This window comes from Vibrio sp. B1FIG11 (assembly GCF_905175335.1).
Lineage (GTDB): Bacteria > Pseudomonadota > Gammaproteobacteria > Enterobacterales > Vibrionaceae > Vibrio > Vibrio campbellii.
Genome location: NZ_HG992752.1, coordinates 1,317,145 through 1,332,232 on the forward strand (window position 1 = coordinate 1,317,145; position 15,088 = coordinate 1,332,232).

Consider the following 15,088-nt stretch of genomic DNA (forward strand, 5'->3'; position numbering starts at 1 on the left):
TTTTTAGGTTCCCGCCGAACATTCTTTTCAGACTAAAAAGCCGCGAGTCAATCGCGGCTTTTTTGTTCCTCAATTTTCGTACTCCTGGCGGCCAAAGCTAGATGCTACCGATCACACGTATCTTGGCATCTTTCTCACCTGGGCTACCAAGCCAAAAGGTTTGACCCAACTGATTCCCTTCCCCATTACCCAGCTGGTTCTCTGGGATGGAATCGAGATTCACCGTTAGCTTAAGGTCCCAAGACATCGGGTCACGTAGAATAAAACGCATCAATCCCACCAGCGTCTTATGCAGCTCGCCATCGTAGGAAAATTGCCTAAACGTCTCAAAATCAATGTTGTCGATGCACAAGTTAAATTTGCCGTTCAAATCCGCAATACTTTGCCCCAAATGTAAGGTCTGCCCTAATACACAGTTGGCACGGTTAAGCTTGTTGCGTTGGCTTTCTGCAATGTCTACTCGTCGATACACCCATTCTTCGATTCGTACACTCGGTAGTGAGAAATAGTGGGAAACAATACCGGAAATCAGCTTAGGAGAGCGTGTGCGGGTAGACAGCTGGTTAACATAAGAGAGGATCTTTGCTCGATCTAACTCCGCGACATCGCAGTCTTGCATGACATCAGACAGGCCAGCCAAATGCAGGATCCGCCCTGAGAACGCGTCACTTGCACCGCTTTGGTACTGTACGTGATAACGGTATTTCTTCCAGACACGGTACAGCAAGCTAGTGTAACGATTGTGGAAGAAGTCAAAGAAGTCTTTTACCGGGTTATCATCTGGATCACGTCCAGCAAGCTTCTCGGTATAAGACGCTGGCAATGGCGAACTTGAGCCATGCAAACCTAAAAAGTTCGTCTCGACGCGCGAATACTGTTGCCCATTTCTTTCCATATGAGTGATAAATTCCATATCACTCTTTGGAAAAGCAAGACTCGGCGAGACACTAAACTCTATGCGCTCTTGGTGGAAGTACTTGTTCTCACCAACCGCGACAAAGTTAGAATTTGGCTCTAGCTGGTAGTGCTTCTCAAGCAACAATACCGCTTGATAGAAGCTGAACTCATACGACTTATCAGTAAGTGTTGTAATCATAGAATTGTCTGCTGTCCAATCAGGCTTGCCCAGTTGTACACTTCACCTGTCGCTTCATCAAACACCTCCAATTCAGTAAAGGAGTTCACACTCGAATACAAACGGATGAATTCATTGAGCACGGTTGCCATCAGGAACATATCGCCTTCATTTACGAAGAACTTCGAATTGGTCACCAGCTTAAATTGGTTACCACGTACAGATACGCCACGGAACACGCGGTCAATGGGTTTCATCTCAGACGAAACAATACCATCGAGTCGGTGAATCGACGCTCGGTGAGCTTGTCTGTCGACACGAGAATGGAAGTCGTATGTCGAGAGCAGCACTTTCAACACATCAATGTTCGCCAGTGACAAATAGTTGAGAGACATATTGGCGATCAGCTGCCACTGAAGCTCACCGTTCACCTGTGGGCTCACCGATTGTGTCGGCTTAGTGATGTTTTTAAATGTCGCATACGTCGGCGATTTGTGGGTCGCGTAAGTAATGTCGCCCACTGAAAGGCGCTCAGCCAGATCGGCGTTGCTGCATTGCAGTTTCATCAGTACAGTTTCTGTGCCTAAATCCGCAATATCACCATTATGCGTATGGAACGAGATATAACGCTCTAACCCTCTTCCACTTACTCGCTCGCCGACTTTTGATTTGTAGAACTCTCGCTTATCACGCTGGTTGATTTGGTGCTCAAACGATTCGAATTCGATTAATGGTTTACGGCGACGCTCGTCTTTGCTCCAACTCTCCACTTGCTCAATTCCGTACACTTCATAGTGTTCTTGAGTATTGCTTTGAGGGCGCACTTTGTATTCATTGCGACGGTGCTCCAAACGAATTGGATCGCCATCTTTTTCAAATAAGTTCACAGCAGGCGTGCAATGTAGCCTTAAGTGTTTATCTTTAAGTACCACTTCTGAAGGCAATGCGCGCTTAAAGTAGAATTTCACTTTCACCGTACTGCGCTGAGGAATGCCTTTTAACCACTCTAAGCCTTTAATGTCGAAGAACATGAACTTGTCAGGCAAAGAGAAAAACTCTTGCAGCAAGCGGTACCCTGCGAAAGAGTTTTTGCTGTAAGGCAGAAGCGCTTCGTCTTCTTCATGCCCTACCGGCTTAACATATTCTGGCCCCAAGCGATGTTTGTAGCCGCCACCGACATCCAGCTCCACGTAATCCAAGTAACGGAACAGCCAGAGGAAGACAGTGCGGGTAATATGAATCTCACCATGCAAGTGCAAACGCAACGTATCTAAACCAATTCTAGACAGCTCAAGACCATGCTCCGTCGACAACGTTACATCAATCGCTGAACTGGTGCGGCTGTTAGTTTGTTCAATATTGGTGATCGTGATTGGGTATAGGTCCACATCGTAGCAAGTGCGGAAAAGGCATTGCGTGCCCTCGACTTGCTCACTGGCCATTTCTGCACCACGTTTTACCACCGTTTTCTCAGTAACACTTCCGGTATGCGGTTTTAGCTCACTGATGCACAAAGACGGAATTGAACGCATGTAATGCGGCCACAGCAAAGTCATCAGAGATTGCGTCAGCTCTGGCAATTCGTCGTCGATCTTCTCTCGAATACGCCCAGTCAGAAAAGCGAAACCTTCCAGTAGTCGCTCGACGTCTGGGTCGAAGGTTCCTTCAGAGAGAAAGTGAGTTAACTTCGGATGATATTTGGCAAACTCACTACCCGACTCGCGCAAATACGTGAGTTCATCTTGAAAGTATTTACTGTTACTCAAGTGGCACCTACTAAACGTTAAATTGGCCGTCGGTTCCCATGTAGACATCGATCGACATTGGGACTTTACCGCCGTTATGGGAAACTTCGCCGCGAATACCAAAGCCGAGTTGTAATGGGTTATGGTGGTCTTCACGGTAATGAACCTCGACATTCAGCAGTCGCGGTTCAAAGCGTTCTATGGTTGATGTGATGTTTTGTTGAATGTGACGAACGAGGTTCGTGTTATTGGAAAGCACGTCGTTAAAATCTGGCAGGCCATATTCATTGTCGATCATTGCATTACCAGAGTGGGTATTCAGCAAGTCAGCAAGGTGAGAATGAATGGATTCGATCAAATGCTTATGAGACACCACTTTCTCGTAGCAATTTTTTGGCTCACCCAACTCAATCCGCTCTAAAAGACGATAACCTTTTTCCATGTTCGGTCCTACGAAAAAAGCAGCCAGTCTTCACTGGCTGCTTGATGATTTCAGTAATGGGTTACTGGTCTAGTTTACCCACTAGAGACAAGTCGAAGCTCGCGCCCATGTACTTGAAGTGAGGACGGACAGACATTGATACTTTGTACCAGCCTGGATCGCCTTCTACGTCTGATACCTCAACCTTAGCAGCACGCAGTGGACGACGACCACGAACTTCCGCTGGCGGGTTTTCCTGATCAGAAACGTATTGACGGATCCACTTGTTCAGTTCGATTTCTAGGTCAGAACGCTCTTTCCAAGAACCGATTTGCTCACGCTGTAGCACTTTGATGTAGTGTGCTAGACGGTTGATGATGAACATGTAAGGAAGCTGAGTACCTAGCTTGTAGTTCATCTCTGCTTGTTTGCCTTCTGGCGTGTTCGCAAACACTTTTGGTTTTTGAACAGAGTTAGCAGAGAAGAATGCCGCGTTGTCAGAGCCTTTACGCATGGTTAGAGCAATAAAGCCCTCTTCTGCTAGTTCGTACTCACGACGGTCAGAAACAAGGATCTCAGTTGGGATCTTAGTTTCAATTTGACCCATTGCTTCAAAGTTGTAAACCGGCAGGTCTTGAACTGCGCCACCACTTTGAGGACCAATGATGTTTGGACACCAACGGTACTTAGCAAATGACTCACTGATCTTAGAAGCCATTGCGTACGCAGAGTTACCCCATAGGTAGTTATCGTGGCCATCTGTAACTTGCTCATCGTAGTCAAACGCCTTAATTGGGTTATCTTCTACTGAGTAAGGCGTACGTAGCATAAAGCGAGACGTACATAGACCTAGGTAACGTGCATCTTCGTGTTCACGTAGACCGCGCCACTTCGTATATTGTGGACCTTCGAATACTGACTTAAGGTCTTTTAGGTTTGGTAGCTCTTCGTAGCTATCTAGACCAAAGAACTTAGCCGAAGCAGACGTGATGAAAGGTGCGTGAGACATTGCACCCACGTTCGCCATGTATTCCATCAACTTAATATCTGGAGAAGACGCTGACATCGCGAAATCACAGATAACAGCACCAACTGGTTTACCACCAAATTGACCGTATTCACGTGTGTAGATCTGTTTGTAAAGACCAGACTTCACCACTTCCGGAGCGTCTTCGAAGTCATCAAGTACTTCATCTTTCTTCGCAGAAATCAGTTCAATTTGAATGTTCTCACGGAAGTCAGTGTGATCAACAAGGTACTTAAGACCACGCCACGTTGACTCAATCGCTTGAACTTCTTCGTTGTGAAGAATCGCATCAACTTGCTTAGACAGTTTTTGATCGATTTCAGAGATCATTAGGTCAACCAAAGATTGGTCTACTTTCTCTGTGTTCGAGCTGCTTAGTAGCTCACTGATGAACGCTTCTACGCCGCGTTTTGCAACGTCAAAACCTTCATCACTTGGCTTTAAACGAGTTTCGTTAAGAATGCTATCCAGAAGTGAGCCTGATTCAACTAAGGCTGCTTCTTGTTCTGGAGCTTGTGCTTCTGCAGACATGATATCCCTTACTCTTCTTTCGCTTCTTGGTCGTTGCCAATGCTTAGTTCATCCAACAGTTTCTTTCTCGCTTCTTCATCTTGAAGAACCGATGCGATCTTCTTACGGAAAGCAGGAACGTTACCTAGAGGGCCTTTCAATGCAACCAACGCTTCGCGAAGCTCAAGCAAGCTGTTCAGCTCAGGTACGCTTTTCGCGATCGCTTCAGGAGAGAAGTCCTTCATGTTTTGGAACGTTAGGTCAACACCGATTTGGCCGCCTTCTTCGTCAGAAAGACGGTTTTCAACGTTCACTTTAACGTTTGGAGACATGCCTTCTAGCACTTCGTTAAAGTTGTCTTTGTCGATATTGATTGGAGTACGTTCTTCGATAGGCGTCTCATCTGCACGTGCAGTAAAGTCACCAACCACCATCATGCTCAGCGGCAGTTCTACGTCTTCTTGCGTATCACCAGTTGCTGGAACATAACGGATATTAATTCGCTCTTTAGGAGCCACCGAGCCGTCACGTGACATAATTAGTTCCTTATTTAACTCTTTAATTAGTCATAAATTGCTTGCCACTCTTCATACTTCTCAGGCAAAAGATCCTTACTTCTGAATAACTGATGGAGTGTTTTTCGAATCAGGTCTTCTAACTGTGACGATAAGTGGGGTTCCCAGCTCGCGAGATTAAACGCTTTTTGTACTTCCCAACCCTTCTCAAGATAAGGCAGACACAATGGGTATAATCCAACAGACTGGTAAGCTGCTATCAATTGTAAATACAGCATAAACTGTCCACGTCCCGAGCTATCCAGCTCGAGTTTGTGGGCAAGTTCTGCGGCATATTCCCCTAGGTTTTCTAGAGTGATATCCTCCATCGGCAGCGAATCTTCTTCAGAGATCACAACTGTTTGCACTACAGGTTGAGAAGTTGAAGAAGCTGCATCTTGAGTCGATAACCAGCTCAAGGTTGCTTCATCTGCAAATGGTATAGAATTCTTAAATGAGAGGTGTTCAATGCCCTCTAATGAATTAACAAAACGCTTCACTTCTTGCTTTACAGCGATGGCCGCATCATCAAAGCCCAAGTTATTGAGCATCGAGTACACGAAGTGATGCCCCGTCAGCCAGAATGGTGCGTCGGTTAATGTACGCTCCAAGCGTTTGATCGTGTCGATGTCGCTTTCTTGATTAGCTTTGTCACGATAGTCCGCCTGTTGATCCGAAGACACCGCCAAGCTCAATGGCGTTTCGTTGTTTTGATGATCAGGAAGGCCATCAATGTCATCCCAAGTCAGATGACGATAAATTCGGTATGCCAAAGGGTCACTTGGGTTAGCGTGAATCATCACTTCTGCGACTTTCTTAAGCGTACGTTTCGATGCCGTCGGTGATGAGAAGTCCGTATCAACGTCGACTTCTTGTGTGACGGCCTTCTTGACTGGCGCTGGCTTCGGAGCTGGCGACAGCGGCTTAACTGGTGCGCTTTGAGCCTGTTCTGGCTTTGGCGAATCAACAGCAGTATTCGTTTGCTCAGTTTGAGTCGTGCTTACCAGCACAGAAGGCGCTTGTTCAGGTTGAACTTCACTTGCAGAGCCGTCATCGCTCTGGCCATCGACGGCAGCTTGCTGAGATAACATATTGAGCTGAGTACGGATCTCAAAAAAGTCTGCTTCTGAATCTTGATAAACGTCGTCGTACTGACGCTGCACTTCTTCGATAGTAGAAATACAACTAGAAACCAACGCCCAAGACTGCGGGCTTTCCGCTAACTTACCGCTTACCAGTTTAAACTGATGGTTAAGCCATTCGACCGCGCCATCTCTACCACGCTTACGCGAAGGGTAAAGCTCACCACCAAACTGACTTAACGCATGACTAAGCAACTTCAAGCCTTGTTCGAAACCTTGTAGGCCAAACTCTTCCGTTAGTGCCCGAATCAAGTAACAGATCGCTTTTAAATCTTTACTGTGCTGCTCTAAGACTTCTGTTGCGTGCGTTTTAACGACCGTCCAATCTACCGTTTCACCAAATAATGAGCCGAACTTCTTCACTTCGGATTCCATCATTTCGTAGCAAAACTCGTAGCGCGCGTCTTCACCTACTGGAGCAGCATCAGAAATTGGCGTAAGCAAACGTTCAATATCAATCACTGACATTAGCCTCTTCTCTCTGCTTGGTAGTCTCTTAACGCTCGTTCAACCGCTATGGCACCGCGTGCTGGACGAGAAAGTTGATGGCTTTTATCGATGGAGTCCGTTGCCATGCTCTCAAGCAAATCGGTGATTTCACCAAACTTCTTAGGTGCATTTCGCTCAAGATCGGTAAGGGAATCGTGCAGTTTCTGTTTATCAAAGACGGATTGTTCGGTGACTGTGCTAAATAGGATGTATTCGCTACGAGCGACAATCAGATCTTTGACTTTTTTGGTTAGTTCTGGAGTATTACCAAAGTACGCCTTCGCCGCTTTCGCCTCTTCGATGGCTTTGGTGTAGTAATGATCCTTTGCATGCCGCTCAATAGAGTCATTGATGTTCTTCATGACCTTGTTTGGCAACACTTGGCTGTAGAAATACGCCTCAGATTGGTTTAGTAACCAAGCAGCTTTCATTTCTTTGTCAGCAAGCTGCACTTCACCATCAAGGATCAAGCTGGCAATTTGCTCTTCTTTACTTCCTGCGATGGCAGAAATTTTCATCGAGTCGACCGACGCCACATTCAAACCCGCCATCACTTTAGTCAGCGTTTTATCGGCATAAGGGAATAGCGCGCCATCATCGACAAGTTTCTCGCGCAATGTGACTAGCTCTTTACGCAGATCGACCAACGTTTTTGGCAAGTCATCGGCCAAGGCTTGATAAGCCGTCAATTCACCTTGGTTCTTTTTGTACAACTTAGACAGCTTCATTTGCTGAACTTGGAATGCTTCCCGATATGGCGCCGTCGACATCACGTCTTTTTCCATATCATTGAGCGCCTGTTCAATTGCCCAAGGAGGCTGAGCTAAGAAAGAAGCCGTTTGCGCAGGCTTAATAGTGCTAACCAGCGGCGTACCCGCTTGTGAAATCGTTGGTTCCGATTTTACGATTGTTTTCCACTCTGGTTGATTTTGCTCGTACAGATAATGGCCTGTTACTGCCATCACACTTAATACCAAGCTTGCTTCAAGCACTTTAAAACGACCGTAACCGGCTTTGTCCTGAGGCTTACAATGGGTCAACAATAAATCAGCATTACGCAGACTACTAAAAATAGGCGCATTCGATTGAGAATCGATAGATTGAGTATCAATGCGGGCAAGTTGCTGGGCAAAAGAAATAGCGGTATAGCCATGCCCTCTTGGGTTATTAATCACTTGCTTGAGCAACTTCCAAATATGATTTGGAATCAGTGCCGGACGCTTACGATCTTTTAATTGCTTGTGCCAAGCATCACCAAAAATAGAACCAATAAATAAATGGCCCGTCAGCAGTGCAAGTGAATAAACATCGTCTTGTGGCTCGGTCTTGCCAGTCTCAAGGTAAAGTGGCGACGCGTAACTTAAACTAGCTTCGGCGTGAGATTCAGCCTCACCGATATAGCGCGCTGCACCAAAGTCAATCAGCTTGACGTAATCGCCCTCGCTAACCAGGACATTCGATGGTTTGATATCAAGATGACAAATACCTCGAGTGTGCATAAATTCCAGCGCACCAGCGAGTTGGTAAACTAACCAAGCAATGTGATCATGACGGAAACCTTTAGAGGAATGACGCTCCATCTTTTCTGCCAGTGATTCACCTTGGATCCACTCGTACATTAAGTATGGACGTTCAAATTCGTTACCGATTTTAATGAAATCCGCAACGCTTGGATGTTGAGAAAGCTCTAATCTGCTTGCCTCATTGACCAACATTTTGCTGGCAATATCTGGCGCGTCCTCATTGACGACTTTACAGCAGATTTGCTTGTCAGGTTGGCCTTTTTTGGCGAGATGGTAAACGGTTGTTCTACCATTTTTCGACGGCAAGGTGTCTAGTACATCAAATTGTGAAAAAAGTACGTACTCAAGCTTTGGCTTATTTTTCTGCGCCAACCTTTGCTCGTTATGTTTCTTTTTCTCAATGGCTTTGACAACCAATTGATCAATATATCCTTTGGCCGCTCCCTGCTTATCAGACACTTTGCACTCTTTTATCGAACAAATATTATTAGGCCGAAATAATATTGGTTGAAACATCCTTGTTTCAAGGCTGGTATTTAAAACGAACAGTAAGTCTATTACTTTAGTTATTATTACTAAGTTATTAGACTCTTTGACTTACGCTTTCACTACATCAGTCATGCTGTTTTCTCGTATTAAAAACAAAGTCATTATTATGAGAGCGTTTTCATTAATATTAACGTGTTGATTCATACTAGCATGCGAGTAATTGGAGTAGCCCTTTGTCACCATTAAAATCAAACATCAGTAACGATGAAGGTTGGTTAAAATGATGATTTTTAACTGTAAATGCCAAGAGCGCTAGTGAAGAACAACTGCCCATTGTTCCCCATAACTCATTGATAAGCATAGGCAATTCGGGATGAGTAAAGCGCTCTGCTTTGGCACCCAGCGCGAAACCGTAATCTTCGCTGTGCGCACGCAGGTTCGTCATGTCAGAATACACCTCTCCGAAAGCATTAAGCTTTTTACTCGCGCGCTGTACAAGGCGGTACATGCCTCTTCGGTCTGTCGTGTTCAGTTCAGTATCGATATAGCCAAGTTGTGCTAAAGGCTTAAGCTTGAGTGTTTCTACGGTATTTCTGCGACAAAGAATGAGGCCCGAGCCCCCTTCACTTGGAATAACCCCCCATGGATTATTAGTACTCATGACCATGCTATCGTCGATAAGTTCTTGCATCCTGTTGACCATAGAATCGACGCTAATGCACATCATGGCGTCGTATTTATCCAAGGACTTCATGGCTTGTAGCACGAAGCTAGGACCGCTTGCGTGAACTGCTTCGACCACAGAAAGAAAGTCAGAATAGTCACTTTCACCAAGCCATTCTTGCATCTTCACTAATGAAATTGTCGTAGGCACAGCAAGAAGTAATGGAATCGGCTTCAAAGAACGAGGCAGCTGGGCCAAGAGCGAGTCCAATAAGTTCGCCGTTAACTCACAGGTTTTTTCGAACAAACCGCTTTCTTTGGTATATTCAATTTTCGCGAATGTGAAACGCTCAATTCCGTCCTCACCAACGACTTGGTCGAACCTCGCTAAGTCAGCATTTGCTACATTAGTAGCGATATCCAAGTTCATGCCTGTGGGCGTCATCACTTCCATCCCCAGCACGTAACGACCTGTAGAATTATGCATGCTCGCTCACCTCTTCCAACTTAGTGATAGACGTAGACACCAACAAATGCTCTTTTCCCTGACAAGGAAATGCAGCCGTATAACTGATTGATATGGTTTTCTTTTCAGCATCCACAAATAAGGTATACATCGCCATATCAACTTGATAGGCGCCGTCTTTGAACGTGGCAATGGCACGGTATTTCTCTTTAGGTATGCGGAATGAGAGCGTGTCATCGTGACAAAAGCCACTCATCATCAAGCGTTCACCACCATGAAGAAAGCCTTTGCATTGTTGATCTGCAGGTGCACTTTGGAAGAAACGTCGGTCAAAATCCAGCGGTAACATTGGCTTGCGGTTCTCAATCCAATTTTCATCAAACGTACCCGCCAGTTTTTGGCGAGATTCGAAGAATGGAGGAACAGGCCCAAAGCCCGCGACTCGAATATTTTTCGACGTAGAGCTCCACTCTTCTCTAGGATAGAAAATCGAAGGCACTTGCTGTTCAAGCAGCTCTTTGTTGGAGTCCGCAACACCACCACCAATTCGGTTACGCAAGTCGCCACCTATCGCGCAGGTGTAGTCAATGTCTTTTTCAATGAAAGGCACAGGCTTGCTGAGTGTGATACTACCGCCATGCTCTACCCAAACCCGATCACCATGAATCGCGAGGGTTTTATCAATGTGGCCATCAATCAACAAGCGGCACTCTTGGTATGTCACCGGCTTTTTCGCGTAGCTGCGCGCTTTACCGTAAACAAGTACATCCGTGTTGTCTTTGGTATAAGCGAATTCGTGGTCAACTTTCATCGCAGAGAAGCCTTCTTCACCCAAATATTGGGGGTCATCGAAGATTTCGCTTTCACCTAATTCATGCCAAACCACACCATCGAATTGCCATATGCGTTTAGCGACCACTACCCAAACTTCATCACCGTTTTCGTCACGTTGAAAACGGCCTTTAAGCGATAGCTCTGGGTACGCTTCAATATCCCATAACTGCATTGCTATTCCTTAAATTGAATCGTTCGCTCGCAGAAGGTGCGGCCTTTAAATTATTGAAGTTCCAATCTTGCTGATGAATTGGCATCGCCATATCCCAAGGTACGTAGGCTCGGGATTGAATACAGATTTGTCGCCATAGCCAATCTCGGAACAGCACGTCAACGTTGGCATCTTGCATTGCCGCTAACGTGGATTCGAAGCTCAATGCGTATCCCAATCGGCTTGGCAGATTTTGAATGTGCTTTTCGTCTTCTAACCATTCATTAAGTAAGTCGATTACTTCTTCCCACTCATACTCAACACCAACGTCTTGTGGCATTAGTGGTAGAAGCTTCCCGTAAACCACATACAAAGCTTGAATCCAAGTTTCACCGTCGTCCTCTTCTAGAGTTTCCAAGTGCTCAATGATTTCTGGGACTAATTTCCAATCGCCACTGAGAGCAAAATCAACGGGGGCTAATGAAGAAGAGATATTGAACGCTTCAAACTCTTTTAGTTCTAGTAGCTTCGCGAAGGTCAATACTTGAGCCGAAGGCAAACCACTCGGTTCAATACCAAAGTACTGTCGGAACCAAGTGCCTCTGTCACGCTTGGTGATCAAACGTTCAAACAGATACTGCTCACCATTTGCATGGTCGTTGATCCACTCAATCCCCTCTTCTACATCCTGCAACGCTAAAAGCGGTAGCGCGATGTGAGGACGTATGATTTCGGCTTTGTGCCAACGTTTAATCAGCGCAACACTCAAAGCTTGGCGCAGACGTAAGCATTCAAAGTAAAACGGACTGGATTTCGCTTTGCCCTCAATGAGCTCCGACATCACGCTATCCATATGTTCAACTGGAGATTGCGTGACAATGACCTTGGTGGTGTATGCGTCTAATTCTTCGAGTAAGCTCAATCCACATAAGAGATTATCGAGCTCAGAGCCAAGTTCTTTCTGTAGCATCAGCCAAGCGTAGATTTCTGGCTCTTGGCTTCTTAGCTGATGAATTAACCCCGGAGCTAATCGATAAAACGACAGATACACTTGTTTGAGCTCTTCTATTTGGCGCTCAATCAGTTTGAGGTAATCCAGATCACGACTCGGATAGCCTCGTTTATGAAGTTGTACACGCTGCTTGATTAAAAAGCCGATGCTCTCAGAAGCAATAGACAGCTTTTCATTACAAAAGCTCAGCCAAGTTGACGGCAATTGGGAAAGGTCGTTCACAGCACGCTCAGCTCTTGCTAACGCGCCTTCGACTTCTTGATTGGTTATGGGTGTCTTTAGGTGCTCGACACCGATTCTTTGTCGCATCTACTTATCCATTGTTAGCGTGCGATAACGCAATATCAGTTAGTTAACACGAGGTAACTAGTTAATTGCGATCGTTCCGCCTTGAATTTTTTGTGCTTTTTCTGCTTGGGAAGTGACGTACTTCGCTTTAGTCGTAATGCGGCCATCACGCCCGCTGTAACGAGTTTCAGTTTCACCACTTTTGACGATCAGTTCTTGCTCCGTCTCTATGACCATCTTCTTAGCTCGCAATACAAACTCATCAGAATCATCGAGAATCGAGAAGAAAATGTCCGTCACGAGAGGCAAGCTTAAATCGTCGTTCAAGAATTCGATTCGACAACTTAATGAATTATCGATAGCCATTTGCAGTTCAGAACGGCGAAAGCCTCGCCCTAGCCTTGCCGTTAGCGGTTGGTTAAATGGATTACCATCAAAATCAACGCGAACACTGCCTGTTGATTCATTAATGGCGACTATGGTTCCAAAACGCGAAAAGCAAGCCGGTGTCTCGGCTTGCTGTTTCGTGATGGTTTCTGTAATAAGAGGTTGTTTTTCCATCATTAGTTAATCGCTACGTTACCACCCTTCACGACGACTTTATCGCTGCCTTCAATGGTGATTGAAGATCCTGAAAGCTTGATTGAACCGTCACTGTTCATCACTAAGGAAGAACCACCAGTTTTCAGCACAATCTTGTCACCACTGATGATTTGCGTTGCACCATCGGCTTTGTAAGAGGTATTGCCTTTTACTGATACGGTTAAGTTACCACCCACAGTTTGGTTATCGTCCGCGCCAATGTCTGAGCTTTTCGACGCACCAACCGTTAAGTTGCTGTTCTCGCCCACATCCAAGTCATCGTTCTTACCGATCTTGGTTGTGCGGTTATCACCAATCTCTAGATCAGAATTGTTCTTCACATACTGAGTTTCGTTGGCGTTGTAAGTAACAGTGACGTCTTGCTCTACGGTTTCAGTAAAGGTGCTGTTTACTTGGGTTGTCTTGTGTCCATCAATAGTTTCCTTGTGATCACCATGGACCTCGTTCGTCTGATGACGCGCAACTTTTAGGAACTCGTCTTGACCGATATCGCGGTAACGGTTGTTAAGTACCTTCGTCGACATGTCTTTTTGAGCATGAATGTAGACTTCTTCTTGGTTCGCTTCGTCTTCAAAACTCAGTTCGTTGTAGCCAGTGCCTTTATGCGTTTGGGTACGGAACGTAGTACGAGTTTTGTTCTCCGGTAACGAGTACGGAGGGAAGTGAAGACCGTTATAAACCGCGCCAGTCACTAATGGGCGATCTGGGTCGCCCTCAAGGAAGGTGACAACAACTTCATGACCAATACGTGGCAAGTAAACCGCACCCCATGTTGGCGCTGCCATAGATTGGCTTACACGGATCCAGCAGCTTGCGTGTTCATCGTTATCACCGTAACGATCCCAATGGAACTGAACTTTGATTCGCCCAAGTTTATCGGTGTAAATCTCTTCACCTGCAGGACCGACAACTACCGCCGTTTGTGGACCATCAACAACCGGAGGTGCAAGCTTTGGCGCTTTGAACACCACATCACGTGAGATACAAGAAAACTGGTTGTAATACGTGGTTGGCATACCGTTTGTTTCGTCTTCATGCACTTGCGGATCTTGGCCAGTGTGCATGACCGATAACATGATGTAATCACGGTTGATTTCAGAACGAGGGTGATCGCTAATGCTGAAGCTGTAGCCGGACGCTAAACGCATCACATCACTGCTTGCTTCGACTTGTTGATTGTCGACGATGTGCTCAGACATCCACTCTGTTGTTCTCACCTGCCCCATTGCAGGGTCAACATAACGGCCAGGGTAATCAAACTGCTTTAAATCTTGGTCAAGATCGCCCGCGTGGGTCATCTCTTGAGGGATTTTAGGCTGTTCGTAGTTGTAATCGGTGTATGTAACTTGGCCTGTTCTCACACGGTTTACAAGCTCAAGATCTGAGATATGTTCACGATCAGCAACACCGCCACCGTCAGCATGGAAAACAATCGGACCGATGTAAGAAGCGTTAAGTGGAGAACTCACCAGTGGCGCAATCGCGTCGTTGCTATCTACAATCACCATGGTGTGATTGGCTTCGGTATGGTCAAAGTAATACCACATACCGTGCTCAGCCATCATTCGTTGAACAAACTGAAGGTCAGATTCACGATATTGCAGTACATACTCTTTTGGCGGATACGTCCCAGAGACTTCGAAGCGGTAATCCGTCACGCCCCCATCATCAAGTACTTCGGTGATGATGTCTTGCGCTGATTTTTGCTGGAATATACGACAGTCTTGACGCTGAGATAAGAACCAAGCTTGAGGCACAAGAACTAACTGGTAGCGAGAAAAGCGACGACCCGTTCCAAGGTAACGAACTTCGTTTACCACGCCATTAAAAACGCGCGCAGCCCCTACCCCTTGTCCATAAAGAGTCAGCGTTCCCGCTTTGCGAATTAACGCATCAAAAGAGATATCTGGATCAAGTGAAAGTAATGAGAGACTGATGTGAAAAGGCTTCGAAAGCTCTTCATTCACTTGAAAGCTTTCTACTCGAAAGTCGTGCCCACACCCTGGCACTTCAAATTTAAATTCTACGTCATTCACCATATCTTTTACCTGATACAAATAATCGAATTAGGGCCAACAATTGTTGGCCCTGAATCT

12 protein-coding genes are annotated in these 15,088 nt (G+C 45.8%); all 12 read right to left on the minus strand.

The annotated features are described in order from the left end of the window. Window positions 1-97 precede the first annotated feature (97 nt). Entirely contained in the window at window positions 98-1,096 is a 999-nt protein-coding gene (gene tssG, locus KHO06_RS22695) for a type VI secretion system baseplate subunit TssG (RefSeq protein ID WP_038892734.1), read from the minus strand. Then, window positions 1,093-2,841: a type VI secretion system baseplate subunit TssF gene (gene tssF / locus KHO06_RS22700; protein WP_005426835.1), complete on the minus strand. Its 1,749-nt coding sequence runs from the start codon at window positions 2,839-2,841 to the stop codon at window positions 1,093-1,095. The genes tssG and tssF overlap by 4 nt, the downstream gene beginning before the upstream one ends. A gap of 10 nt (window positions 2,842-2,851) precedes the next feature. After that, entirely contained in the window at window positions 2,852-3,262 is a 411-nt protein-coding gene (gene tssE / locus KHO06_RS22705; RefSeq protein ID WP_005532467.1) for a type VI secretion system baseplate subunit TssE, read from the minus strand. A gap of 61 nt (window positions 3,263-3,323) precedes the next feature. After that, the gene (gene tssC / locus KHO06_RS22710; RefSeq protein WP_045372234.1) at window positions 3,324-4,799 is read right to left on the minus strand and encodes a type VI secretion system contractile sheath large subunit; all 1,476 of its coding nucleotides are present in this window, start codon (window positions 4,797-4,799) and stop codon (window positions 3,324-3,326) included. 8 nt (window positions 4,800-4,807) lie between these two features. After that, entirely contained in the window at window positions 4,808-5,314 is a 507-nt protein-coding gene (gene tssB / locus KHO06_RS22715; protein ID WP_005426761.1) for a type VI secretion system contractile sheath small subunit, read from the minus strand. A gap of 26 nt (window positions 5,315-5,340) precedes the next feature. Continuing rightward, window positions 5,341-6,942, minus strand: a complete 1,602-nt coding sequence (gene tssA, locus KHO06_RS22720) for a type VI secretion system protein TssA (RefSeq protein ID WP_212582580.1) — start codon at window positions 6,940-6,942, stop codon at window positions 5,341-5,343. Next, on the minus strand, window positions 6,942-8,945 hold the full coding sequence (locus KHO06_RS22725; protein ID WP_212582581.1) for a protein kinase: 2,004 nt from the start codon (window positions 8,943-8,945) through the stop codon (window positions 6,942-6,944). Before KHO06_RS22725 ends, tssA begins: the two co-directional genes overlap by 1 nt. A 235-nt stretch (window positions 8,946-9,180) precedes the next feature. Continuing rightward, window positions 9,181-10,125 (minus strand): hypothetical protein, encoded by a 945-nt coding sequence (locus KHO06_RS22730; RefSeq protein WP_081234269.1) that lies wholly within the window; start codon window positions 10,123-10,125, stop codon window positions 9,181-9,183. Continuing rightward, window positions 10,118-11,110: a DUF2169 domain-containing protein gene (locus KHO06_RS22735; RefSeq protein WP_212582582.1), complete on the minus strand. Its 993-nt coding sequence runs from the start codon at window positions 11,108-11,110 to the stop codon at window positions 10,118-10,120. Before KHO06_RS22735 ends, KHO06_RS22730 begins: the two co-directional genes overlap by 8 nt. Further along, window positions 11,091-12,410 carry a hypothetical protein gene (locus tag KHO06_RS22740; RefSeq protein WP_212582583.1) on the minus strand — a complete coding sequence of 440 codons (1,320 nt, stop codon included), beginning with the start codon at window positions 12,408-12,410 and terminating at the stop codon, window positions 11,091-11,093. The genes KHO06_RS22735 and KHO06_RS22740 overlap by 20 nt, the downstream gene beginning before the upstream one ends. 57 nt (window positions 12,411-12,467) lie before the next feature. Then, complete coding sequence (locus KHO06_RS22745) at window positions 12,468-12,953, minus strand: hypothetical protein (RefSeq protein ID WP_005426834.1); 486 nt, start codon at window positions 12,951-12,953, stop codon at window positions 12,468-12,470. Next, a complete protein-coding gene (tssI, locus tag KHO06_RS22750; protein WP_005426734.1) occupies window positions 12,953-15,031 on the minus strand; it encodes a type VI secretion system tip protein VgrG in 2,079 nt (692 codons plus the stop codon). The genes KHO06_RS22745 and tssI overlap by 1 nt, the downstream gene beginning before the upstream one ends. Between the last annotated feature and the right edge of the window lie 57 nt (window positions 15,032-15,088).

Excerpts from the sequence above, each read along its gene's own strand:
- tssG (WP_038892734.1), bottom strand. The coding sequence starts at position 1,096 with ATGATTACAACACTTACTGATAAGTCGTATGAGTTCAGCTTCTATCAA.
- tssE (WP_005532467.1), bottom strand. The coding sequence starts at position 3,262 with ATGGAAAAAGGTTATCGTCTTTTAGAGCGGATTGAGTTGGGTGAGCCA.
- tssC (WP_045372234.1), bottom strand. The coding sequence starts at position 4,799 with ATGTCTGCAGAAGCACAAGCTCCAGAACAAGAAGCAGCCTTAGTTGAA.
- tssB (WP_005426761.1), bottom strand. The coding sequence starts at position 5,314 with ATGTCACGTGACGGCTCGGTGGCTCCTAAAGAGCGAATTAATATCCGT.
- tssA (WP_212582580.1), bottom strand. The coding sequence starts at position 6,942 with ATGTCAGTGATTGATATTGAACGTTTGCTTACGCCAATTTCTGATGCT.
- KHO06_RS22730 (WP_081234269.1), bottom strand. The coding sequence starts at position 10,125 with ATGCATAATTCTACAGGTCGTTACGTGCTGGGGATGGAAGTGATGACG.
- KHO06_RS22735 (WP_212582582.1), bottom strand. The coding sequence starts at position 11,110 with ATGCAGTTATGGGATATTGAAGCGTACCCAGAGCTATCGCTTAAAGGC.
- KHO06_RS22740 (WP_212582583.1), bottom strand. The coding sequence starts at position 12,410 with ATGCGACAAAGAATCGGTGTCGAGCACCTAAAGACACCCATAACCAAT.
- KHO06_RS22745 (WP_005426834.1), bottom strand. The coding sequence starts at position 12,953 with ATGATGGAAAAACAACCTCTTATTACAGAAACCATCACGAAACAGCAA.
- tssI (WP_005426734.1), bottom strand. The coding sequence starts at position 15,031 with ATGGTGAATGACGTAGAATTTAAATTTGAAGTGCCAGGGTGTGGGCAC.